The 23,069-nt window shown below is 70.7% G+C and carries 17 protein-coding genes and 1 pseudogene; 10 read left to right on the plus strand and 8 right to left on the minus strand.

What is annotated here, in order from left to right:
* The first annotated feature begins 20 nt into the window (after positions 1-20).
* The 5 genes from FHR32_RS28195 (at position 21) to FHR32_RS28215 (ending at position 4,187) form a co-directional block, all read left to right on the plus strand.
* The gene (locus FHR32_RS28195) at positions 21-725 is read left to right on the plus strand and encodes a YggS family pyridoxal phosphate-dependent enzyme (protein ID WP_184757541.1); all 705 of its coding nucleotides are present in this window, start codon (positions 21-23) and stop codon (positions 723-725) included.
* A gap of 120 nt (positions 726-845) precedes the next feature.
* On the plus strand, positions 846-1,349 hold the full coding sequence (locus FHR32_RS28200; RefSeq protein WP_184757542.1) for a cell division protein SepF: 504 nt from the start codon (positions 846-848) through the stop codon (positions 1,347-1,349).
* 82 nt (positions 1,350-1,431) lie between these two features.
* The gene (locus tag FHR32_RS28205; protein ID WP_184757543.1) at positions 1,432-1,719 is read left to right on the plus strand and encodes a YggT family protein; all 288 of its coding nucleotides are present in this window, start codon (positions 1,432-1,434) and stop codon (positions 1,717-1,719) included.
* Between the two features lie 49 nt (positions 1,720-1,768).
* A complete protein-coding gene (locus FHR32_RS28210) occupies positions 1,769-2,626 on the plus strand; it encodes a DivIVA domain-containing protein (protein WP_184757544.1) in 858 nt (285 codons plus the stop codon).
* Between the two features lie 64 nt (positions 2,627-2,690).
* Positions 2,691-4,187, plus strand: a complete 1,497-nt coding sequence (locus FHR32_RS28215) for a hypothetical protein (protein WP_184757545.1) — start codon at positions 2,691-2,693, stop codon at positions 4,185-4,187.
* Positions 4,188-4,326: 139 nt separating this feature from the next.
* Here FHR32_RS28215 and ileS read toward each other — a convergent pair whose 3' ends face one another.
* Positions 4,327-7,491, minus strand: coding sequence for an isoleucine--tRNA ligase (gene ileS / locus FHR32_RS28220; protein WP_184757546.1), 3,165 nt, complete (start codon positions 7,489-7,491; stop codon positions 4,327-4,329).
* A gap of 455 nt (positions 7,492-7,946) precedes the next feature.
* Here ileS and FHR32_RS28225 point away from each other — a divergent pair, with 455 nt between their 5' ends.
* From FHR32_RS28225 to FHR32_RS28235, 3 genes are read left to right on the plus strand one after another with little or no spacing between them, the layout of a single operon-like run.
* Positions 7,947-8,366 carry a TraR/DksA family transcriptional regulator gene (locus FHR32_RS28225; protein ID WP_184757547.1) on the plus strand — a complete coding sequence of 140 codons (420 nt, stop codon included), beginning with the start codon at positions 7,947-7,949 and terminating at the stop codon, positions 8,364-8,366.
* The gene (locus tag FHR32_RS28230) at positions 8,330-8,935 is read left to right on the plus strand and encodes a signal peptidase II (protein ID WP_312882729.1); all 606 of its coding nucleotides are present in this window, start codon (positions 8,330-8,332) and stop codon (positions 8,933-8,935) included. The genes FHR32_RS28225 and FHR32_RS28230 overlap by 37 nt, the downstream gene beginning before the upstream one ends.
* Positions 8,928-9,857, plus strand: coding sequence for an RluA family pseudouridine synthase (locus FHR32_RS28235; protein WP_184757548.1), 930 nt, complete (start codon positions 8,928-8,930; stop codon positions 9,855-9,857). The genes FHR32_RS28230 and FHR32_RS28235 overlap by 8 nt, the downstream gene beginning before the upstream one ends.
* Positions 9,858-9,879: 22 nt before the next feature.
* Here FHR32_RS28235 and FHR32_RS28240 read toward each other — a convergent pair whose 3' ends face one another.
* From FHR32_RS28240 to FHR32_RS28265, 6 genes are all read right to left on the minus strand, one after another.
* A complete protein-coding gene (locus tag FHR32_RS28240) occupies positions 9,880-11,397 on the minus strand; it encodes a serine/threonine-protein kinase (protein ID WP_184757549.1) in 1,518 nt (505 codons plus the stop codon).
* Positions 11,398-11,538: 141 nt separating this feature from the next.
* Positions 11,539-11,850 (minus strand): branched-chain amino acid transport AzlD family protein, encoded by a 312-nt coding sequence (locus FHR32_RS28245; protein ID WP_184757550.1) that lies wholly within the window; start codon positions 11,848-11,850, stop codon positions 11,539-11,541.
* Positions 11,847-12,527 (minus strand): AzlC family ABC transporter permease, encoded by a 681-nt coding sequence (locus tag FHR32_RS28250; RefSeq protein ID WP_184757551.1) that lies wholly within the window; start codon positions 12,525-12,527, stop codon positions 11,847-11,849. The genes FHR32_RS28245 and FHR32_RS28250 overlap by 4 nt, the downstream gene beginning before the upstream one ends.
* A 10-nt stretch (positions 12,528-12,537) precedes the next feature.
* Positions 12,538-13,383 carry an AraC family transcriptional regulator gene (locus FHR32_RS28255; protein WP_312882730.1) on the minus strand — a complete coding sequence of 282 codons (846 nt, stop codon included), beginning with the start codon at positions 13,381-13,383 and terminating at the stop codon, positions 12,538-12,540.
* Complete coding sequence (locus FHR32_RS28260) at positions 13,380-15,221, minus strand: serine/threonine-protein kinase (RefSeq protein WP_184757552.1); 1,842 nt, start codon at positions 15,219-15,221, stop codon at positions 13,380-13,382. The genes FHR32_RS28255 and FHR32_RS28260 overlap by 4 nt, the downstream gene beginning before the upstream one ends.
* Positions 15,222-15,269: 48 nt before the next feature.
* Positions 15,270-17,267 (minus strand): serine/threonine-protein kinase, encoded by a 1,998-nt coding sequence (locus FHR32_RS28265; protein WP_184757553.1) that lies wholly within the window; start codon positions 17,265-17,267, stop codon positions 15,270-15,272.
* Between the two features lie 317 nt (positions 17,268-17,584).
* On the opposite strand from FHR32_RS28265, the gene FHR32_RS28270 reads away from it, so the two are divergent.
* Complete coding sequence (locus tag FHR32_RS28270; protein ID WP_221466242.1) at positions 17,585-18,517, plus strand: chorismate mutase; 933 nt, start codon at positions 17,585-17,587, stop codon at positions 18,515-18,517.
* 78 nt (positions 18,518-18,595) lie between these two features.
* On the opposite strand, the gene FHR32_RS28275 is transcribed toward FHR32_RS28270, so the two are convergent.
* Positions 18,596-19,972 (minus strand): amino acid permease, encoded by a 1,377-nt coding sequence (locus FHR32_RS28275; RefSeq protein ID WP_312882731.1) that lies wholly within the window; start codon positions 19,970-19,972, stop codon positions 18,596-18,598.
* Positions 19,973-20,121: 149 nt separating this feature from the next.
* Here FHR32_RS28275 and dnaE point away from each other — a divergent pair.
* Positions 20,122-22,845 (plus strand): annotated as a pseudogene (gene dnaE / locus FHR32_RS28280) (DNA polymerase III subunit alpha).
* Positions 22,846-23,069 lie beyond the last annotated feature (224 nt).

Below are 23,069 nucleotides of genomic sequence, written 5' to 3' on the forward strand. Positions count from 1 at the left end.
GGTAACTGAACGGCGGAGATGTGACGGAAGCAACACGACGTGATGAGATCGCGGCCGGTCTGGCCCGGGTCGAGGCGGAGATCGCCGAAGCCTGCCGGGCCGCCGGCCGTGCCCGTGACGAGCTGACACTCATCGCGGTGAGCAAGACCTATCCCGCCTCTGACGTGCGTCTGCTGGCCGCGCTGGGCGTGACGGACGTGGGGGAGAACCGCGACCAGGAGGCGGCGGCAAAGGCGCACGAATGCGCCGGGCTCGGCCTCGTCTGGCACTTCGTCGGCCAGTTGCAGACCAACAAGGCCCGTTCCGTGGTCGGCTATGCCGACGTCGTCCACTCGGTGGACCGCCCACGCCTGGTGGCCGCACTCAGCCAGGAGGCGGTCAGGGCGGGCCGGGAGGTCGTCTGCCTGGTGCAGGTCGCCCTGGACGGCGATCCCGGGCGGGGCGGCGCGCGGCCACAGGACGTGCCCGCGCTGGCGGAGGCCCTCGCCGCCGCCCCGGGCCTGCGTCTGGGCGGGGTGATGGCGGTGGCGCCTCTGGGCGGGGAGCCGGGCCGGGCCTTCGCGGAGTTGCGGAAGATCGCGCAGACCGTACGGGATGCCCACCCGGGAGCCGACGTCATCTCGGCAGGTATGAGCGGTGATATGTCCGAGGCTATTGCGAATGGCGCGACACACCTGCGTGTCGGTACGGCGTTGCTCGGTCGCAGGAAGCCCTTAGTCAGGTAATGTCCCTTCAAGTGGACCTTGGCGTCCGCGTATCCAGATAGAGGTCGATCGGTGGTGAGCTCCAAGGGGGTGCGGCTACCGCCCCGGGCAAATCGGAGTAAGGCGGAGGAAGAAGTAGCGATGGCCGGCGCGATGCGCAAGATGGCGGTCTACCTCGGTCTTGTGGAGGACGACCGCTACGAGAGATATGACAGCTATTCCGACGACGAGTACGACGACTTCGACGACTCGCGGAGGGTCGGCGACGAGCGGCCTGGCACGGTCCACGACCGCGATGACGACACTGACCCCGGCGTGCCCGCCCCGAGGCCCGCGACGGCTGTCATAGAGCGCCGCACGACCGATCTGGCGCGTATCACGACGCTTCATCCCCGCACCTACAACGAGGCGCGGACAATCGGTGAACACTTCCGTGACGGCACCCCGGTCATCATGAACCTGACCGAGATGGTTGACAGCGATGCCAAGCGCCTAGTCGATTTCGCGGCAGGTCTTGTCTTTGGCCTACATGGCAGCATTGAACGTGTTACCAACAAGGTGTTCCTGTTGTCCCCTGCCAATGTCGAGGTGACCGCCGAGGACAAGGCCCGAATCGCGGAACGCGGGTTCTTCAACCAGAGCTAGAGTTCCACCATGAACAGTGACTGGCCGGACAGGTCCCGACAAGACCGGGGATGGCGGAGCGAAGTGGAGGCGGGGACAGACCGTGGGGATCGTTAGCGAGATCTTGGTCCTTGTCCTGTCCCTCTACCTCGTTCTGCTGATCGGCAGAATGATCTTTGAGACGGTACAGGCGTTCGCGCGTCAATGGCGGCCGACAGGGGTCGTCCTCGTTCTGGCGGAGGCCGTATACACGGTGACCGACCCACCTCTCAAGTTCCTCCGCCGTTTCATTCCACCACTCCGGTTAGGTACGGTGGCCTTTGACCTAAGCTTCACAGTGCTGTTCATTGTGGTCTTGGTCTTGATCCAACTCGTGTCCGCGCTTCGTTGATCGGGTACCGTCCCTCCGGACAGACTCCAAGCGCGCCAAGGAGACCGAAATGCCGCTGACGCCCGCTGATGTGCGGAACAAGCAATTCAGTACGACCCGGCTCAGGCCGGGTTACGACGAGGAAGAGGTAGACGCCTTCCTCGATGAGGTGGAGTCCGAGCTGGACCGTCTCATCCAGGAGAACGAGGAGCTCCGCGCCAAGCTTGCGGAGTGCCTGCGGGGCAAGGTGCCCGGCGGGATGGGGATGGCCATGGCGCCCGCCCCCGTCGCCGAGCCCAAGCCCGAGATGATGATGCCGCAGCCGGAGCCCATGCGTGCCCCCGAGCCGGTGCAGCACCAGCAGCCTGTTCCCGTTGGTATGGGAATGCCCCCTGCTGAGGACAACATGGACACCGCTGCCCGCGTGCTCGCGCTGGCCCAGCAGACGGCCGACCAGGCGATCGCCGATGCCCGCCGGGAGGCGGACGAGACGGTGACCCGGGCACGTCGCGAGGCCGACGACATCCTCGGCAAGGCGCGTCGACAGGCCGAGCAGGTCATCGGTGACGCCCGCTCCCGCGCCGAGACGCTGGAACGTGACGCGCAGGAACGGCACCGGCAGGCCATGGGCTCGCTGGTGCAGACCCGCGACGAGCTCGAGCGCAAGGTCGAGGAGCTCCGCAGCTTCGAGCGCGAGTACCGCAGCCGCCTGAAGCTCTACCTGGAGAACCAGCTCGCCGAGCTGAACGTGGCTGCCGAGGGCAGTGGCGGGTTCCCCATGGTGGGCGGCCCCCCGGCCATGTCGCACTCCGTTCCTCAGGGTGGTCCGCAGCCGATCCAGGGTGGCCCCAACCCGTTCGGCGGTGAGCCGTCGCAGCATTCGGGCGCCTTCCAGGGCGTTGACGGTCCGCACAACGACCGCCGCTAGGGTGTCGGGTCATTCCCTCTGACCCGTATCCGGGAGTTGTTCTGTGATCCTTATCAGCGCTGGTTTGGTGGTCACGGCCATCGTCCTGCTCATCGCGGGATTTGTGCTGGGCCAAGCCTTTCTGGTCATGTGGTCGATCGCGGTCAGCGTGCTGTCCGCGGTCTTCCTGGTGATCGGGGCGTTGTTGCGCCGCCATGAGCTGTTCCCCAGCGGTGGGCACACCGGGTCGACTCCGCTCCCGCCCAAGGGACCGGTCCCGGCCGGGCCGATGCCCGCACCGCACATGATGTCCGACCGGCATGTCCCCTCGGCCCCGCACGCGATGGCGCCACAGGGCATGCGGCAGACGGCGACGGCCACGCCCCAGCCCCGGATGAGTCCGGTGGCGGGGCGGGCCTCCGCCGTGCGGCGGGGGCTCCTGGACGCCCAGGCGATCGTCCTGGTGATCCCCGGTCGCAAGCGGTACCACGTCGCCGGGTGCAGGCAGCTGGCCGGCAGAGATCATGAGGAGCTCACTCACGAGGAGGCGCGGGAGGAGGGCTTCACGCCCTGTACCACGTGCCTGCCCGAGCTCACCCGCGAGAACCAGCCGCGGGACGCCTCCCGCGGGGCGCAGGAGCCGGCCGCGTCCCCGACGCCGTCTCAGGAGCCCGCCGCCGGTGAGACCCGTGAGTCCGGCGCCGCCACCGCCCGCTTCAATCCGCCGTACGGACCTGTCACCTCCTCCAGCCCGCAGGAGGCCGCCGAGGCCCGGCCCTACGCCCAGGGCTCCCCGGCCTCTCAGGGGCCGGCACAGCCCCAGGAACCGGCACCGCCGCTGCGTGCGGGCAAGCCCGCCGACCGGCCGGTGCAGGAGCCGTCCGCGGTGCCCCCGTCGCAGACCTCCGACGACTCCGCCGCGACCAGCTGGTTCAGCCGCGAGACGGTCGCATCCGTCACTTCCGCCCCGGAGGCGCCGGCCGGATCCGATGACTCCGGGGACGAGGCGCCGGCGGAGCCGGAATCCGTCCCCCCGGGTCCCGCCAAGGCCGAGACTCCCGTCCAGCCCGACAGCCAGGCAAGGCCCGGTGTGGCCGAGGACGAGACCCCGGCCACGCCCGCCGGATCCGATGGCCCGCCCGGCCCTGCCGAGCGGGAGCCTTCCGCCGAGGAGCAGGATTCCCTCGGTGAGCCCGTGTCCGCGGAGGCGGACGGCACCCCCGAGCCGGTGGAGCCGGCTGAGACCGCACCCGGGCGCGCCGGGGAGCCGGTGTCGGCCGACTCCACCTCGGAGGAGACGGAGACCTCGGTGGGCGGCCAGAAAGAAGACGTCCCCGAGGAAGCCCCCGACGAGGACGACGAGGACACCGACACCGCTCCCCACGGGATCCCGGCCGTGCAGGACGGGCCCGGACCGGGGGACGCGGGAACGGTCAAGGTCATCGTCGGCACCCGCCGCTTCCACAGCTCCATCTGCCCCCTCATCAAGGGCACGGACGGCGACGGCATCGAGACCATGCCCCGGGCCGAGGCCGAGGAGGCGGGTCTGAGCGGCTGCTCGGTCTGCCAGGCCGACCGCTAGGGAGGACACCGGCCGGATCACGGACGTCACTCCGGATCGGCCGCACCAGCGCGAAGGGCCCCGGGAGGATTTTCCTCCCGGGGCCCTTCGCGCTGTCACACGCCGGTCCCCTCCGGGGGAGGGGACCGGCTGCCTGAGATCAGACGGTACGGCGGAGCTGGAAGGTCAGGCCGAGGTCGGCGTCGTGGTGGGTGGGGAGTCCGTCGACGGCGCCCTCGGTGAGGGAGACGGCGAGGACCTCACCGGAGACCGTTCCGCCCTGGGTGCGTAGCGCCTCGGCCAGGTCGCCGTCGCCGGTGGACCACCACACGTCGATCCGGTCGGAGATGGACAGGCCGGTCGACTTGCGGGCTTCCTGGAGCAGGCGGACGACATCGCGGACCAGACCGGAGCGGCGCAGGTCGTCGGTGATGGTCAGGTCGAGGGCGACCGTCTCGCCGGTGCCGGTGCCGATGGCCCCGGTCTCCACGGCCCAGCCGGACTTCGGCTGCTCGGTGACGATCACTTCCTCGCCGCTCAGCTCGACCGCCCCCAGCTCGCCGGCGTCCACCGAGACCGCCGCCCCCGCGCGGAGGGCACGGGCGAGCTCTCCGGCGTCGGCGGCGGTGACGGCCGCGGCGACCAGCTTGGTCTGCGAGCCGAACCTCTTGCCCAGCGCCCGGAAGTTGGGCTTGACCGTGAAGGAGACCAGGTCGGCCCCCATGCCCGACAGATCCTCCAGTCCCTGCACGTTGAGCTCGTCGGCGATCAGCTCACGCAGCTCGGGGGAGAGCGCGGCCCAGCCGCGGGCACCCACCAGCGCGCGGCCGAGCGGCTGGCGGGTCTTGACCCCGCTGGAGGCGCGGGCCGAGCGGCCCAGCTCCACCAGGCGGCGGACCAGTGCCATCTGCTCCGAGAGCGCGGGGTCCAGCAGATCCTCGGTCACGGAGGGCCAGGTGGACAGGTGGACCGAGACGGGGCTGCCGGCGTCGCGGAGCACGTCCCAGACGTAGTCGGTGATGAACGGCACCACCGGCGACATCAGCCGGGTGACGGTCTCCAGGCATTCGTACAGCGTGGCGAACGCCGAGGCGTCACCGGACCAGAAACGGCGGCGGGAGCGCCGCACGTACCAGTTGGACAGGTCGTCGAGGAAGTCCGCCAGCCGCCGCCCGACCCGGGCGGTGTCGAACTCGTCCAGCGACGCGGTGACCTCGGCCACCGTCCGGTGCAGCTCGGCCAGCGCCCAGCGGTCGATCAGCGGTCGCTCGGCGGGCGGCGGGGCCTCGGCGAGCATGGACGGCGACCACGACTCGGCGTTGGCGTAGAGCGTGAAGAACGACGCGGTGTTCCAGTAGGTCAGCAGGACCTTGCGGACGATCTCCTCCAGCGCGCCGTGCCCCACCCGGCGGGCCGCCCACGGCGAACCGGCGCAGGCCATGTACCAGCGCAGCGCGTCGGCGCCGTGGTCGTCCATCAGCGAGAGCGGCTCCAGCACGTTGCCCAGGTGCTTGCTCATCTTGCGGCCGTCCTCGGCGAGGATCAGGCCGAGGCAGAGTACGTTCTCGTACGACGACTTGCCGAAGACGAGCGTGCCGACCGCCATCAGCGAGTAGAACCAGCCACGCGTCTGGTCGGTGGCCTCGCAGATGAACTGCGCGGGGTAGGCCGCCTCGAGCATGTCGGCGTTGCGGTGCGGTGCGCCCCACTGGGCGAACGGCATCGACCCCGAGTCGTACCAGGCGTCGATCACGTCCGGCACCCGGCGTGCCTCGGCCCCGCAGGTGGGGCAGGGCAGGGCGACGTCGTCCACGTAGGGGCGGTGCGGGTCGAGCGCGGAGACGTCCTGGCCCGACAGCTGGCCCAGCTCCTCCAGCGAGCCGACGCAGGTGACGTGCGACTCGTCGGCGGAGCAGATCCACAGCGGCAGCGGGGTGCCCCAGTAACGTGACCGCGACAGCGACCAGTCGACGTTGTTGCGCAGCCATTCGCCGAAGCGGCCCCACTTGATCGTCTCGGGGTACCAGTTGGTCTTCTCGTTCTCGGCGAGGAGCTGCTCCTTGATCGCCGTGGTGCGGATGTACCAGGCGGGGAGCGCGTAGTAGAGCAGCGCGGTGTGGCAGCGCCAGCAGTGCGGGTAGCTGTGCTCGAAGTGGCCGCCCCGGTAGAGCAGGCCGCGGGCCCGCAGATCCTCGGTGAGGCCCTCGTCGGCCTCCTTGAAGAACTGCCCGCCCACCTGCGGGACGCTGTCGAGGAAGCGCCCGTCGGGACCGATCGGGTTGACCACCGGCAGGCCGTACCGCTTGCAGGTCGTCAGGTCGTCGGCGCCGAAGGCGGGGGCCTGGTGGACCAGGCCGGTGCCGTCCTCGGTGGTGACGTAGTAGCCGAGCACCACGTAGTGCGCGCCGGGGATGTCGACCAGGTCGAAGGGGCGGGAGTAGGTGGTGTGCTCCAGCTCCGCGCCCTGGAAGGTGGCCAGCACCTCGGCGCCCTCGCCCAGCGCGGAGACCAGCAGCGGCTCGGCCACCACCAGCACCTCGTCGGATCCGGCGGGACGCGCCGCCACGTAGGTCACGTCGGGGTGCACGGCCACCGCGGTGTTGGAGACCAGCGTCCAGGGAGTGGTGGTCCAGATCAGCAGCGAGGCGCCGAGGTCGGCCAGCGGGCCCGAGGTGGCGGGCATGCGGACGTAGACCGACGGGCTGGAGACGGTCTCGTAGCCGCCCGGCTGGCCGAGCTCGTGGTCGGACAGGCCAGTGCCGCAGCGCGGGCAGTAGGGGGTGATCCGGAAGTCGCGGAACAGCAGGTCCTTGTCGAAGATGACCTTGAGAGACCACCAGACGGACTCCACGTAGGCGGGATCCATCGTGCGGTAGGCCTGGGACAGGTCGATCCAGTAGCCCATCCGCTCGGTCATGTCCTCGAAGGCGTCCACGTGCCGGAGCACCGACGCGCGGCACCTGTCGTTGAACTCGGCGACGCCGTACGCCTCGATGTCCTTCTTGCCGGACAGGCCGAGCTCTTTCTCGACGGCCACCTCGACGGGCAGGCCGTGGCAGTCCCAGCCCGCCTTGCGGGGCACGCTGTAGCCCTGCATCGACTTGTAGCGGGGGAAGAGGTCCTTGAAGACGCGGGCCTCGACGTGGTGCACGCCGGGCATGCCGTTGGCGGTGGGCGGGCCCTCGTAGAAGACCCAGTTGGGGCCGCCGGTGTTCTGCTCGACCGAGCGCTCGAAGATCTTGCCGTCCCGCCAGCGGTCGAGCACCTCGTGTTCAAGCGCGGGCAGGTCGACCTGCGCGGGAAGAGAACGGAAATAGGCGGACATGACGGGTGGGACCTCCACGCTGGAGCCGGCAGTGGCGTGGAGGGACGAAGCCGTGACGGCCCCGCGGTACCACCCTCCTTGACCTTCTCGAGAGAAGGCCCTCTTACTTTGGTCCGCTGCCGGGTCTACTGGGTCGCGAGAACCGTTCTTCCGGCGGCTCCGGGGTGATTCTCCCTCCGGGCCTCGCCCCGGGCTCACACCGTCCCCGGGTCGCTCGTGCGAGGGGGCACGGAGGTGGCTGTCCCCATCAACGCCTTGCGAACTCAAACGATAACGCACCGGCCTGCCCAAAGCTTCCCGGTTGTCGAGGGCGCGCGGGAATCGGGAGGAAGGTGCCGGATGTTACGGGAGTGGTAAACATCACGGCGGGTCGTTTGCCGTTCTGTTATGAAAGACCTAGGCTGCCCGCACCGTTTACCGCATTGGATACGGTCCGATCGAGCAAGGAGGCCGACATGGCCGCGACTGTACGCGCAGACGGGAGCGCGGTAGCGCCGTCGAAGGACAGTACCGTCGTCACCTGGTCGGCCGAGGAGCTCGCGGAGGTCCGCGAGCGACTGGCCACAGAGATCCAGGAGCTGAACCGGGAGATCAGTAAGGCCGAGACCGAGATCGCCTCAAGTGATGTGGCCGACGGTGCGGGAGACGACCAGGCGGATGCCGGGGCCCGCACGTATGAACGGGAACGCGAGATCGCCCTTACCCTGAATTCACGCGACCTGGTCGCGCAGAACGAGCGGGCGATCGCCCGGATCGACGCGGGAACCTACGGAGTGTGCGAATCGTGCCACAAGCCGATCGGCAAGGAGCGTCTTCAGGCGTTCCCGAGGGCGACGCTGTGCGTGGCCTGCAAGCAGCGGGAGGAGCGCCGCTGACCGGCGACACCGTCGACGGGGCGGCCTCGGTCGCCCCGTCCGGGGTGCGGCGGATCGCCGTGCTGGCGGCGATCGCCCCGATCGTCTACATACTCGACCTGGTCACGAAGACCGTCGTGTTGAAGACGCTCGAAGGCGAGGAGCCGCTTGTCGTCATCCCCGGATTGCTCCAATTCCGGGTCATTTTTAACTCCGGGGCCGCGTTCAGCATCGGCACCGGCATGACGATCGTCTTCACGTTCGTCGCGACCGGAGTGGTGATCGCGATCCTGCGCACCGCGCGGCAACTGCGCAGCCTGCCGTGGGCGGTCACGCTCGGCCTGATGCTCGGCGGGGCGTTCGGAAACCTGACCGACCGCGTCCTCCGCTGGCCCTCGGGCTTCGGCAGGCCGTCACCGTTCCAGGGACACGTGGTCGATTTCATCGAGACCTTCCCGGGGCACTTCCCGGTCTTCAACGTCGCCGACTCGGCGATCGTCTGCGGCGGAATCCTGGCCGTCTTCCTCGCCTGGCGGGGCTACCAGATCGACGGCACGCGTGACACGGGAGAGAAGAAGAGCGATGGCTGAGCAGCGGAGCCTCCCGGTCCCCGAGGGTCTGGAGGGCGAGCGCCTCGACGCCGCCCTGTCCCGGCTGTTCGGCCTCTCGCGCACGCGCGCGGCCGAGCTGATCGTCTCCGGCGACGTGCTGGTGGACGGCTCGCCCGCCGCCAAGTCCGACCGGGTCCACGCCGGCGCGTGGCTGGAGGTCAGCCTGCCGCCGCCGCCCACCGCGCCGATGCCCGTGGCGGAGCCCGTCCCCGGCATGAAGATCATTTATGAGGACGACGACATCGTGGTCGTCAACAAGCCCATCGGCGTGGCCGCCCATCCGACCACCGGGTGGACCGGGCCCACCGTGATCGGCGGGCTGCTCGGCACCGGGCACCGGGTGGCGACGAGCGGCGCCGCCGAGCGCCAGGGGATCGTGCACCGATTGGATGCCAACACCACCGGCGCGATGGTCGTGGCCAAGAGCGAGCACGCCTACTCGCATCTCAAGCGGGCCTTCAAAGAGCGCACCGTCGACAAGCGCTACCACGCGCTGGTCCAGGGCCACCCCGATCCGCTGCGCGGCACCGTCGACGCGCCGATCGACCGGCACCCTTCCGGAGACGGCCGGTTCGCGGTCGTGGCCGGGGGCAAGGAGTCGGTCACCCACTACGACACGATCGAGGCGTTCCGCGCGGCGTCGCTGCTGGACATCAAGCTGGAGACCGGCCGGACCCACCAGATCCGGGTGCACATGTCGGCGCTGCGCCACCCCTGCGTCGGCGACATGATGTACGGCGCGGATCCCACGCTGGCCGTGCGGCTGGGCATGTCCCGGCAGTGGCTGCACGCGGTCTCCCTGGCCTTCGAGCATCCCGCGACGGGCGAGTGGGTCTCCTTCGTCACCGACTACCCCGATGACCTGGCCCACGCGCTGAAGGTCGTCGGCAGCGAGTCCTAGCGGTCACCCGCCTCCGCGCGGGTCACCCGCCGTTCGCTTTCCCCTCCGCCGTGGTCTCGCCCTTTCCGGGGGAGTCCGTTCCGCCGCGGAAGGCGGCCTGCTCGGCCACCGACCCGTCCGGAGCCTGCCCCTGGTCCTGGGTGACGTCGTCCCCGGAGGTGCCGGGGCCCTGGTCCGGGTTGTCTCCCGAGCCCTGGCCCTGGTCGGAGCCCTCCTGAGAGCCCTTGCCGGGCTTCTGCCCGGGATCCTGGGCCGGGTCTCTGTCGGGCTTCTTCCCGGAGTCGTCCTCCGGGCCCTTCTGCGCCGGCGTCGGCGTGCTCGACGGAGACGGCCCGTTCTGCCAGGGCTTCTCCTGGGCCGGACGGTCGGACGGCCGGTATCCCCCGGCCCCGTTCCTGTCCGGTGTGGGCTCTTTCCGCTGCGCGGGCAGCCGCGCCTGCTGGGTCTTCTCCTTCGCCGGCGTGTCGTCCTCGGCCGGTACGCTCGCGGAGGCGGGGGGCTTCGTGGACGTCCCCGTGGGGGAGTTGAGGGCCACCCAGGCCGCAGCGCCCGAGGTCAGGACGACCGCGACCACCGTCGCCGTCAGGGCCACGACGGCCGGACGCCTCCGCCGCCCCGCGACGGGGGCCACGGGGGCGTCGGCGGAGGGGGCCGGGGAGGGCTCGGCCACCGGCGCGGTCGCCTGGACCGGGAGCTGGATCGGCGCGGTGGGCTGCGGCTCGGTCCCGTTGACGATCGCCCGCAGGCGGACCTGCACGTCCTGGGCCGACATGCGCTGCGCGGGGTCCTTGCGGAGCAGGCCGAAGATCACCGGCCCCAGTGGCCCGGCGGACCTCAGCGGAGCCGGATCCTGGTGCACGACCGCGCTGAGCGTCGCCAGCGGATGGGCGCGCTCGAAGGGAGAACGGCCCTCCACCGCCATGTAGAGCGTCACGCCCAGCGACCACATGTCGGAGGCGAACTCCGCCGGGCCCCCGCTCGCCCGTTCCGGCGCGATGAAAGCCGGGGTGCCGATGAGGGCTCCGGTCCGCGTCACCGACGAGTCGCCTTCGAGCACCGCGATACCGAAGTCCGTGAGCACGGCCCGCCCGTTCTTGGCGAGCAGCACGTTGTCAGGCTTCACGTCACGGTGCAGCACGCCCGCCCGGTGCGCGGCGAGCAGTGCCGCGAGCACCTCGAATCCGATCTGTGCCGCCCGGGCGGGTGGCAGCGGCCCGTCCTCCCGGACCACGGCTCCGAGCGTCCGGGAGTCCACGAGCTGCATCACGATCCACGGACGCCCGTCCTCCTCGAACACGTCGTAGACCGTCGCGACACCCGGGTGGCCGATCCGCCCGGCGGCGCGGGCCTCCCGCAGCGTCCGCACGGTGAACACCTCCCGTTCGGGGCCGGTCAGGTCGGGAGAGGGGATGACCTCCTTGACCGCCACGTCCCTGCCGAGCACCTCGTCCCGGGCCCGCCAGACGGTGCCCATGCCCCCGCGGCCGATGCGTTCCAGCAGCCGGTACCGAGCGCCGATGATCACCTGAGAGTCGGACATGGGTTTCCGCCTACCCGCGTTTGACGTGGACAATCCGTACCTGTCACACCGTATGGGCAATGTTGTGGTGATATGGCAAAAAATTTACCCGTGAGACCGGTGCGCGGCGGAGAGTTCAGGCGGGCCGATCCCCGCCTCCGATCATGCGACGAGCCAGCGTAGCGCGGCCGTGACGACGGCCGCCGTGGCGAGCACGACCAGGAAGGGGGCGCGCAGCAGCAGGGCGACGGCGGCGGCCCCGAGCCCGGCGGTGCGCGGCAGGTCGAAGTGGAGCGCCTGACCGTGAGCGAAGGTCTGCACCGCGATCAGCGCGGCGAGCAGCGCCACCGGGACCAGGGCGGCGAAGCGCTGCACCGTCGGATGGTCGAGCACCCGGCGCGGGGCCGACAGCCCGGCGAGCTTCAGGGCGTAGCAGCCCGCGCAGGTCACGACGATGGCCCACCAGACACTCACTTCGGGCTCCTCAGGATCACGGCGAGCACGGCCACCGCCGCGATCAGCACGGGTACGCCCGGCGGGGCGAACGGGGTCGCGGCCAGTGCGATCGCCGCGCCGCCGCCGGCGATCAGCCGCAACGTGCGGCTCTCGGGGCCGCCTCCGGCCAGCCGGGGCCAGAGAATGGCCAGGAACGTCGCCGGGCCCACCGCGTCCAGACCGAACACGGCGGGGTCGGCCACCCGGGAGGTGCCCACCGCGCCGAGCAGGGTGGTGGCGTTCCAGGTCAGGTAGAGGCTGACGAACGTGACGAGGAACCCGGTCCTGGCCGACCGGTCGTCGGGCTGGGCCAGGGCCACCGCCGTCGTCTCGTCGATCACGCCGTGGGCCGTCGGGAGCCTGCGCCAGCCGCGGGCCCCCAGCAGATCGGACATGCGCAGCCCGTACAGTCCGTTGCGGACTCCGAGCAGCAGCGCGCCCGCCGTGCCCGCGATCAGGCTGCCGCCCCCCGCGACGACCCCCGCCATGGCGAACTGCGAGGCTCCGGTGAAGGCGAACAGGCTCAGCACGCACGCCTGCGCGACGCTCAGCCCGGCGGTGACCGCGGCGGCGCCGAACGCCAGCCCGGACAGTCCCACGGCGATCCCCACGCCCAGTCCGTCCCTGACTGCCGAGGAACGAGTGGTTGAATCCATGGAAGCGAGGTTATTTCTGGTCTTGAGGTCCCGTCTTGTACGTTCCTGCGCGCTGGTAGGTGGCGGGTGGTACGCCCATGATCCGCTTGAAGTGCCTGTTCAGATGGGCCTGGTCGGTGAATCCGACCTCGGTGGCGACCTGCGCGGCAGACGTGCCGGAGTCGAGCAGCACCCGGGCGCGCCGGACCCGGAGCGTGGTCAGGTAGGCGTGCGGCGGCAGGCCCGTGGCGGCCTTGAAAGCCCGGATCAGCGCGAACGGCCGCGCCTGTACGGCGTTCGCCAGCTCCTCCAGCGTGGGCGGGTCGACGAGCCGTTCGTGCAGGATCTCCCGTGCCAGCCGTACCGCGTGCCCGCCCGCCGGGGGCCGGGCGTCCGCCGGGCGGCGGGCGGCGTGGTGCCGCAGCAGGACTCCGAAGGCCGTGCGGGCCAGCGTGGACGAGGCGAGGTCGTCACCGTGTTCGGTGGCGGCGTGCGCGGCCCGCAGCAGCGCGGCGCCGTGCGGGTGGGAGACGACGGCCTCGGGGAAGTAAGGTGTGCCGCGCCCGGCCAGCAGTTCGGCGGCGACGTCCGTCATGACCTCGATCGACGGGTACAGCATCCGGTAGGCCCAGCCGCCGGGCTCGCCGGCGTGGCCGGTGTGCACCTGCTCGGGATCGACCAGGACCAGACTCCCGCTCCCCGCGCGGTGCCGGGCGCCCCGGTAGTCGAACTCCTCGACCCCGGACAGGATCACGCCGATCGCGTAGCCGCTGTGCGCGTGCCGGGTGAACCGGTGGGTCACGTATCTGGCCTTGAGCAGATCCACCCCCGGCAGCCCCGGACTGCGCCAGAAGCGTGCCGCCTCCCGCTCGGTCACGGCCGGAAGGTCTCCGTGAACGTGTCGAAGAACACCCGTTGCGACCTGCTGTCGTCCGGACCCTCCCAGTAGATCGCATACGGACGCCCTGCGGACGTGCGGAAGCCCCGGTCCAGGACGCGCACCCTGACCTTGTCCTTCAGGTAGGTGAACTCCCAGTCGGCGGCCGGGAGGCCGCGGTATCTCAGCGGGGTGATGCCGATCCGCTCGTAGCCCGGCCAGATCTTCTTGGCCAGCCCGCCCCGCTCCACCTTCTCCCAGTGTCTGACCGGGTCCGTCTCGGGATCCTCGGTCGACTCGATCCACAGGAAGCCGTTCCTCCCGGGAGGCCGGAACTCGACCCTGTCGCGGTCGGAGAACCGCTTGACGGCCCAGCCCCGGGGCACCGCGACGGTGAAGCCCATCGGGTCCCGGTGGAGCTGCCAGCCTCTGGGGATCGCCGGGGAGGAGGTGGCGGTCGCCCGGGGAGTCTTGGAGGGGGCGGTGGGGACGGTCGTCTCGCCGGGGACCGCCACGGTGGCCGCCGGTGAGGCGGCCGCCGGGTCGCCCTGGTCGCGGAGGACCAGCCAGGCGCCGACCCCGACCGCGACCGCGAGCAGGGGCGCCCCGGTCGCGAGCGCCACCCGCCCCGCCCCCGGCCGCCGCACCCGGGGGGCGGACCGGCCGGCGTCGGTGGGCCGGCCGCGGTCCGGCCACTGCTCCGGCCGCGCCGGACCGGAGGAGGGCTGTCCGATGTGGGTGGGGCCGCCCAGGTGGGGCGGCCGCACCGGGTCCGGGTAGGGCTGCCCGGTGTGGGTGGGGCCGCCCAGGTGGGGCGGCCCCACCGGCTCGACGGTAGGGGGCTGCTGCCCGGCGTGCCCCGCATGCCACAGCCCCGCCTGGGGGGAGTGCTGCCCGGTGCGCGGCCACCGGGCGTCGTACGGGGAGCCGCCGGGACGTGCGGCGTCCTCCGGGGAAGAGGACTGGAAGTGGCGGGCCGCCGGGGCGGGCGGCGACCCCGCGCCGGCGAGGTTCCGGTGCCCGGGGGAGCCGCCCGCGGCCGCGCGGCCGAGCAGAGCCGTGGCGTGTTCGGCGGTCATCCGGGTGGCGGGGTCCTTGGCCATCAGGCCGAGGACCGCGTCGGCCAGGGGGCCGGTGTGCGTCAGGGGAGCGGGCTCGCCGTGAAGGACGGCCATCATGGTCGCCGCGGCCGTGGCCCGCTCGAACGGGGGACGGCCCTCCAGGGCCGCGTACAGCGTCGCCCCGAGGGACCACAGGTCGGACTCGGGGGTGGCGGCCAGCCCGTGGAGCCGTTCCGGAGGGAGGAAGGCCGGGGTGCCGACCATCCCGCCCGTCCGGGTGATCCCGGTCTCCTGTGCCATCGAGGCGATGCCGAAGTCGGTCAGCACGACCCGGCCGTCATGGGCCAGCAGCACGTTCTCCGGTTTGACGTCCCGGTGCAGCACCCCGGCGGCGTGCGCTGCCAGCAGGGCGCCCAGCACCTGCAGCCCGACCGAGGCGACCCGCTCGGGCGCCAGCGGCCCGTTCTCGCGGACGACCTGTCCCAGCGAGCGCGACCGGACCATCTGCATGACGATCCAGGGGCGCCCCTCCTCCTCGACCACGTCGTGCACGATGATCACGGATGGGTGGTCGAGCCGTCCGGCGGTCCTGGCCTCCCGGATCGTCCGCCGGTTCAGGTCGGCGCGCTCGGCCTCGTCGACCCCGCGATAACGGACCTCCTTGACCGCCACCACCCGGTCGAGGAGCTCGTCGTGGGCCCGCCAGACGACGCCCATCCCACCCTCGCCGATGGGTTCGAGCAGGCGGTAACGGCCCGCCACCTTCCGTTCGGTCATTCTTCCGCCCCTCCCAAACGCACGAATCGTAGCCGGTCGGGGCGGACCTCACTTTTTCGAGGAGAAGGTCTGGGTGAATCCCTCGAAGAGCGGGAGGTTCTTCTTCCAGTCCTTGTCCAGGGTGTGCCAGTAGATCGCGTAACCTCGGCCGCCCTTGGTGACGAACCCCCGGTTGATCACCCGGGCCTTGCCCGCACGCATGTTCCAGGTGAACACCCAGTCGGCGGCCTTCTCCATGTAGTCGACCTTCTCGATCCGGACCCGCTTGTAGCCGGGGAAGTTGCCCCGGCTGTAGGGCTCCTGATTCTCCCAGTCCTTCTTCGGGTCGGGGCCGGCCTTGTCGACGTATTCGACCATCATGTAGCTCACCGGGTCGTTCGGCCCGCGGAACCGCACCTGCGTCCCCTGCCGCCTCTCCACGTACCACCCCTTGGGCAGGCCGATCGAGAAGTCGTTGCTGTCCTTGTGCATGTGCCAGCCCTCAGGGAGCTTCGACTTCTCCTCCGTCTTGGTGGGACTGGGACTGGGACTGGGAGTGGAGTCGGTGGTCGGCGAGGTGGACGCGGAGGGCGCCGCACTCGGTTCCGTCCGTGCGGGCTCGGCCGATCCGGCCTGCTTGCTCGGGCGCAGCGCCGACTGGGGGTCCGCCTCGCGGCTGCGCATCCCGAGCCAGCCCGCTATCGCCCCGACGACCAGGACCGCGGGAACGAGCACCAGCAGGCCGCGTTTCACCGGGGACCGGGACCCCCGGGACGCGGAGGTGACCGTCGGCGAGGTGGAGTGGTGTTCCGCCACCGGCGCGGCAGCCCGGTCACCGGGATCGGAGTCCCGTGCAGCCGGAACGGGGGCGGGCTCGCGCCGGGGCGGTGCGAGCGGCTCGGCCCTGGGGAGGGGGACGGGATCTCTCCGGACCGGGGGGAAGGGGGCGCGTCCGGCCTTGGGCGCCTCTCCAGCCGCCTTGGGGGCCTCCGCGGGCGGGGGAGAGGGCTTCTGCCGTACGGCGGCGGGCTTCTGCGGCTCCGGCCGTTGTGCCGGTGCGACGGGAGCCGGACTCTTGCCGGGCGGCGTCACGGCCGGCTCCAGTTTCGCCCCGGTCGCGGGGAAGCCCGCCGCCCCGTACTGGATGCCGGGGTCGGTCTCGTCGGTCGGCGAGGCGCCCACGGCCGGCATCACGGCCGTCTTGGCGGGCGTGGCCGGTCTGGCGGGACGCTGCCTGCCGCCCTCGGCCACCTCGCGCAGCAGCCGCGCGGCCTCGTCGTAGGACATCCGCAGGTCCGGGTCCTTGCGCAGCAGGCCGTCGAGCACCGCGGTCAGCAGGCGGCCCGCGTGGACCGGGGGCTCGGGCTCGTCGTTCAGTACGGCGTGCATGGTCGGCAGCGCCCCACCCCGGTCATGGGGCGGCTTGCCCTCCACGGCCGCGTACAGCGTCGCTCCGAGGGACCACAGGTCCGACTCGCGCTGCGCGCTGCCGCCCTTGATCCGCTCCGGCGGGATGAACGCGGGCGTGCCCGCGATGCCGGTCATGGTCAGCGCGGTCTCGGTCTCCAGCGTCGCGATGCCGAAGTCGGTCAGCACGACCCGGCCGTCATCGGCCAGCAGCACGTTCTCCGGCTTGACGTCCCGGTGCAGCACGCCCTGCGCGTGCGCGGCGCGCAGGGCGTCGAGCACCCGGAGCCCGATCTCCGCCACCCGCTCCGGCGACAGCGGCCCGTCCTGCCGGATGACCTTGCCGAGCGACCGGGACTCCACCAGCTGCATGACGATCCAGGGGCGCCCGTCCTCCTCGACCACGTCGTGGACGACGACCACGTTCGGGTGCGTCAGCCGCCCGGCGGCACGCGCTTCGCGCTTGGTGCGCCGGTTGAAGTCCTCCTGGTTGTCCTCGCCGAGCATGTCGGCATAGCGGACCTCCTTGACCGCGACCTCACGGTCGAGGAGCTCATCGTGGGCCCGCCAGACGATGCCCATGCCACCCCGGCCGATGGGCTCGCGCAGGTGGTAGCGGGCGGCAATGCGTCGTCCCTCAGAAGACTGTGCTTCGGCCATCAACCGCACCTACCCCTTTCTAAACCCCCGAATACTCTCATAGGCCGAGAACGACGATCGACTGTCGCGGGAACCGGGTGTCCACAATTCGAGACGGATTGTCCAATGGGTGGCGCCTGCTCCGGAGATGGCATATCGTCGATCCCATGACTTGCTATTTCGTGTTTATCGAGCCGGTTCCGGGAGGGCCGGTCGTGACAGCGTGATGTAGCGACCATCCGGAGCCGGCACCAGGCAGAGACCACGTCTCTGCCTTTTTTGTTTCTTACGATTCGCCGGCTCGCGGGATGTGTGCCGGCTGAGCACGAGGAGCCGAGATGTCGTTGTCGACCGCAGAGCTGGAGCGCGGGGCCGTGAATCTGGGGACGCTCGCGGTGGGAGCCGGACCGGCCGTGGTGATCGGCGGGCCGGGCGCGGACGCCCGCTGGGTCAGCCTGCGTGACCATCACGGACGGGTGGGTGCCGCGGGGGCCGTGGCGGCGGTCCGCGCCGGCTGGCCGGGGCCGGTCCTGGTGGAGCCGTTCTCCGCGGGTGACCTGGCGGAGATCGCGGAGCACGCCGACGGCGTGGTGGTCGGCGCGGCCTGGATGCAGGACTTCCAGCTGGTCCGCGCGGTCGCCAGGCTGGGCCTGCCCGTGCTCGTCCAACGCGGTCCGGCGGCGACCCTGGAGGAGTGGCTGGCCATCGCCGACTACTGCGTGGCCGAGGGCAACGACCGGATCCTGCTCTGCGAGAGCGGCAGCCGTACGCACCTGGCCGGGGTGACCCTGGACCTGGCCCTGATGCGGGCCGCCCGGTCCCGGTCGGGCCGCCCCGTCCTGGTCGACCTCGGAGAGGATCCCACACTGGCCGGCGCCGCGATCGCCGCCGGCGCCGACGGCCTTCTTCTGGCCCCGGACGCGACCGAGCAGACCGCCCTCGCCGCCCAGGAGGCCGCGAAGGTCGTCGGGGCGCTCACCCGCCCCGAGGCGCCCGGCTCCGTCCTCGCCGCCCGCGGTGCCATCGACCGTGTCGACGCCGCCCTCGCCGTCCTCCTGGAGCGACGAGCCGAGCTCGCCGGCACCGTCCAGCGTCTCAAGCCCGTCGGCGGCTTCGCCGGCCGTGACATGGACCGCGAACGCCGTCTGGTCGCCGAGATGGCCCGCCGCGCCCCCGCGCTCGGGGAGGCACGGCTCGCCCCCATCATGAACGCCGTCATCGAGGCGGGGCTCCACCTGGCCGAGGAGCGGCGGGCGAGCGGTCAGGCCTGACCTCCCGTCCATGACGGTCCGGAGGCCGTGACGGCGTCCCGGACCTGTCGGCCGTGCCCCGGACCACGCCCGGCGCGTTCACTCAACAGGCACCTCGGCGCGGTGCCGGGAGCCGACGATCCGCCAGCCGGCGGCGATGGTGACCACCAGAAGGGGGATGCAGAAGAAGGCGATGCGCTGGTCGGCGTCGGCGAACGGCATGAGCAGCACCACCAGGGCGAGGAAACCCAGGGTCAGCCAGCCGGTGTACGGCGAGCCCGGCATCCGGAAGGGAGGGCGTTCGAGCAGGCCCTGCATGGCGGCGCGGCGCAACCGGATCTGACAGAGGACCAGGGTGCCCCACGTGGTGACCACGCCGAGGGAGGCGATGGCGGTGGCGATGTTGAAGGCGCGCTCCGGGACGAAGTAGTAGAGGACGACCCCGGCGACGAACACGGTCGCGGTGATGAGGATGCCGCCGTAGGGGACGTGGCGGGAGCTGAGCAGCCCGGCGAAGGCGGGGGCCTCGCCCTTGCGGGCCATGGCGCGCAGGATCCTGCCGGTGGAGTAGAGGCCGGAGTTGCACGACGACAGGGCCGCGGTGATGACGACCAGATTCATGGCGTCGGCGGCCCAGGGGGCGCCGAGCGCGGCGAAGACCGTCACGAACGGCGACTGGTCGGGGCCGTAGGAGGTCCACGGCAGGACCATGCCCAGCAGCAGGACCGAGCCGATGTAGAAGATCGCGATCCGCCAGATCACACCGTTGATCGCCCTGGGGATGACCTGCCGGGGGTTCTTCGTCTCGCCGGCCGCGATGCCGATCACCTCGATCGAGGCATAGGCGAAGATCACCGACTGGAGGCTCATCAGCACCACGGGGAACCCGTGGGGGAAGAAACCGCCGTGGGCGGTGAGGTTCGCGATCCCCGCGCTGTTCCCGCCCAGGTCCAGCCCGAAGATCACCAGCACCAGCCCGATCACCAGGAACGCGCAGATGGCCACCACCTTGAGCAGCGCGAACCAGAACTCCAGCTCGCCGAAGAGCCGCACCGACAGCAGGTTGACGGTCAGCACGAACGCCAGCGCGATGAGCGCGGTGAGCCACCGGGGGAACTGCGGCGCCCACATGCTCACGTAGATGGAGATCGCGGTCAGCTCGGCGATGCCGGTGAACGCCCAGTTGATCCAGTACATCCAGCCGCTGGCGAAGGCCGCCCACGGCCCGACGAAGTCGGCGGCGTAGTCGACGAACGACCCCGAGGTCGGCTTGTAGAGCACCAGTTCGCCGAGAGCCCGCATCACGAAGAACGCCGCGAGCCCGGCGGCCGCGTACGACAGCACCAGGGCTGGACCGGCCGCGTGGAGTCGCCCTCCGGCCCCGAGGAACAGCCCGACGCCGATCGCGCCCCCGATCGCGATCATCTGCACCTGGCGGTTGCCGAGCGCGTGGCTGTAGCCCTCGTCGGTCTTCACGACGTCCCTCCGTTTGCCCAGCTCAGAAAGAGCATTACTCAAAGTAGCCGATCGTTGCTCAGAGTGTGCGGGGGTGGGGTCCCCGAAGGGCGGCAAACGCGCGTAGGCTTCCCACGCCGACACGCGCCTAGGGGGAGGAACGAGGCCGCATGTCCGACTCGTTTGTGCATCTTCACGTTCACACCGAGTACTCCATGCTCGACGGAGCCGCCCGGCTGAAGCAGATGTTCAAACAGGTCGGTGACCTGGGCATGCCCGCCATCGCGATCACCGACCACGGCAACATGCACGGCGCCTACGACTTCTACAAGCAGGCCACCGGGGCCGGGATCAAACCGGTCATCGGCATCGAGGCCTACGTCGCCCCGGCCTCCCGGCACCAGAAGAAGCCGGTCCTGTGGGGTGAGCCGCACCAGAAGCGCGACGACGTGTCCGCCGGCGGCTACTACACCCACATGACGATCTGGGCGAAGAACGCCACGGGCCTGACCAACCTGATGAAGCTCTCCTCGCGCGCCTACACCGAGGGCTTCGTCCGCAAGTGGGCCCGGATGGACGCCGAGATCCTCGCCGAGCACGCCGAGGGGCTGATGGCCACCACCGGCTGCCCGTCGGGCGAGGTCCAGACCCGCCTGCGCCTGGGCAGTACGACGAGGCGGTCGCGGCGGCGGCGCGGTCCCAGGAGCTCTTCGGCAAGGAGAACTACTACCTGGAGATCATGGACCACGGGCTCGGCATCGAGCGCCGGGTCCGCGACGGGCTGACCCGCATCTCCAAGGAGCTGGGCATCCCGCCGCTGGTCACCAATGACTCCCACTACACCTACGGGCCGGACGCGACCTCCCACGACGCGCTCCTGTGCATCCAGACCGGCAAGCAGCTGTCCGGCCCCGACCGGTTCCGCTTCGACGGCAGCGGCTACTACATCAAGGCCGCCGACGAGATGCGCGCCGTCGACTCCTCCGACCTGTGGGCCGAGGGGTGCCGCAACACGCTGCTGGTCGCCGAGAAGGTCGACCCGACAGGGATGTTCGGGTTCAAGAACCTGATGCCCACCTTCCCGATCCCCGAGGGGGACACCGAGGAGAGCTGGTTCCGCAAGGAGATCTGGCTGGGCATGGAGCGCCGCTTCCCCGAGGGCGTCGACGAGGAGCACCGGGCCCAGATCGAGTTCGAGATGAACGTCATCCTGCAGATGGGGTTCCCCTCATACTTCCTCGTGGTCGCCGGCTTCATCATGTGGGCGAAGAACAACGGCATCCGGGTGGGACCCGGCCGTGGTTCGGCGGCCGGCTCGCTGGCGGCGTACGCGCTGGGCATCACCGACCTCGACCCGCTGCCGCACGGCCTGATCTTCGAGCGGTTCCTCAACCCCGACCGCGTCTCCATGCCCGACGTCGACATCGACTTCGACGAGCGCCGGCGTGATCATGTCCTCGGAGGTGCTGACCGACTACATCCCGATCATGCGCCGCGACTCCGACGGTGTGATCATCACGCAGTTCGACTACCCGACCTGCGAGACGCTCGGCCTGCTCAAGATGGACTTCCTGGGCCTGCGCAACCTGACGATCCTCGACGACCGCCTGAAGGCGATCAAGTCCACCACGGGCGAGGACATCGACCTGCTCAAGCTCCCGCTGGACGACCGCAAGACCTACGAGCTGCTGGGCCGCGGCGACACGCTCGGCGTGTTCCAGCTGGACGGCGGCGGCATGCGGTCGCTGCTGCGGCTGATGAAGCCCGACAACTTCGAGGACTGTTCCGCCCTCATCGCGCTCTACCGGCCGGGGCCGATGGGCGCCGACTCCCACACCAACTACGCGCTGCGCAAGACCGGCATGCAGGAGATCACCCCGATCCACCCCGAGTTCGAGGAGCCGCTCGCCGAGATCCTCGGCACGACCTACGGCCTGATCATCTATCAGGAGCAGGTCATGGCCATCGCGCAGAAGGTCGCCGGGTTCTCGCTCGGCAAGGCCGCCCTGCTGACCTCCGTCAAGGACGACAAGGACAAGTCGGCCCTCTACCTCAACGAGTGCCGGCGCATGGGCATCAAGGTGCTCCCGCCGGACGTCAACGACTCCGACTTCGACTTCACCCCGCGCGGCTCCGACGTCCGGTTCGGCCTGTCGGCCATCCGCAACGTCGGCGGCAACGTGGTCGACGGGATCATCTCGGCGCGCAAGGAGAAGACCCGCTTCGCCGACTTCAAGGACTTCCTGTGGAGGGTCCCCATGGTGGTCTGCAACAAGCGGGTCATCGAGTCGCTGATCAAGGCGGGCGCCTTCGACTCGTTCACGCACGAGCGCAAGGGCCTGGTGATGGTCCACGAGCAGGCCGTCGACAGCATCATCGGGATCAAGAAGAACGAGGCACAGGGCCAGGACTCCCTGTTCGGCGCCATCGAGGGCGCCGAGGACCAGACCTTCGACGTGCAGATCCCGCCGGGCGAGTGGGACAAGACCACCCTGCTGGCGTTCGAGCGGGAGATGCTCGGCCTCTACGTCTCCGACCACCCGCTCTTCGGTGTGGAGCACATCCTCGCCTCCGGCGCCGACTGCTCGATCGCCGCCCTCCAGGGTGAGAACCGGCCCGACGGGCAGGTCGTCACGGTCGGCGGCATCCTGAGCGGCGTCCAGCGCAAGGTCACCAAGAAGGGCGACACCTGGGTCCTGACCATGCTGGAGGACCTGGAGGGCGCCATCGAGGTGATGATCGCCCACCCCGGCACCACCGAGGTCCATCTGCAGGTGCACAACGGCCCGAAGACCACCGTTGTCCGCCTCGACGACCGCCTGCGCGTGGCACCCTCTCCGGCGTTGATGGGCGATCTGAAGCAGCTCCTGGGCCCGGCCTGCCTCGGGGCGTGAACGGCCTGCCGTTCACGCCCCGAGGCAGGCCGTTCACGCCCCGAGGCGTGAACGGCCTGCCGTTGTCATGCCGGACCGCGGTGAGCAGCGCGTTGGCGCCGAGTGCGCGGCGCAGCTCCTCGTCCTCGATCAGGCGGCAGACGCCCTCGGCTGGCGCGGTGATCCTGCCCGGGGGGACCAGCAGGCCGTCGTGCCCGTGGGCCCAGGCGCGGATCAGCCGGTCG

The organism is Streptosporangium album (assembly GCF_014203795.1).
GTDB classification, from domain to species: domain Bacteria; phylum Actinomycetota; class Actinomycetes; order Streptosporangiales; family Streptosporangiaceae; genus Streptosporangium; species Streptosporangium album.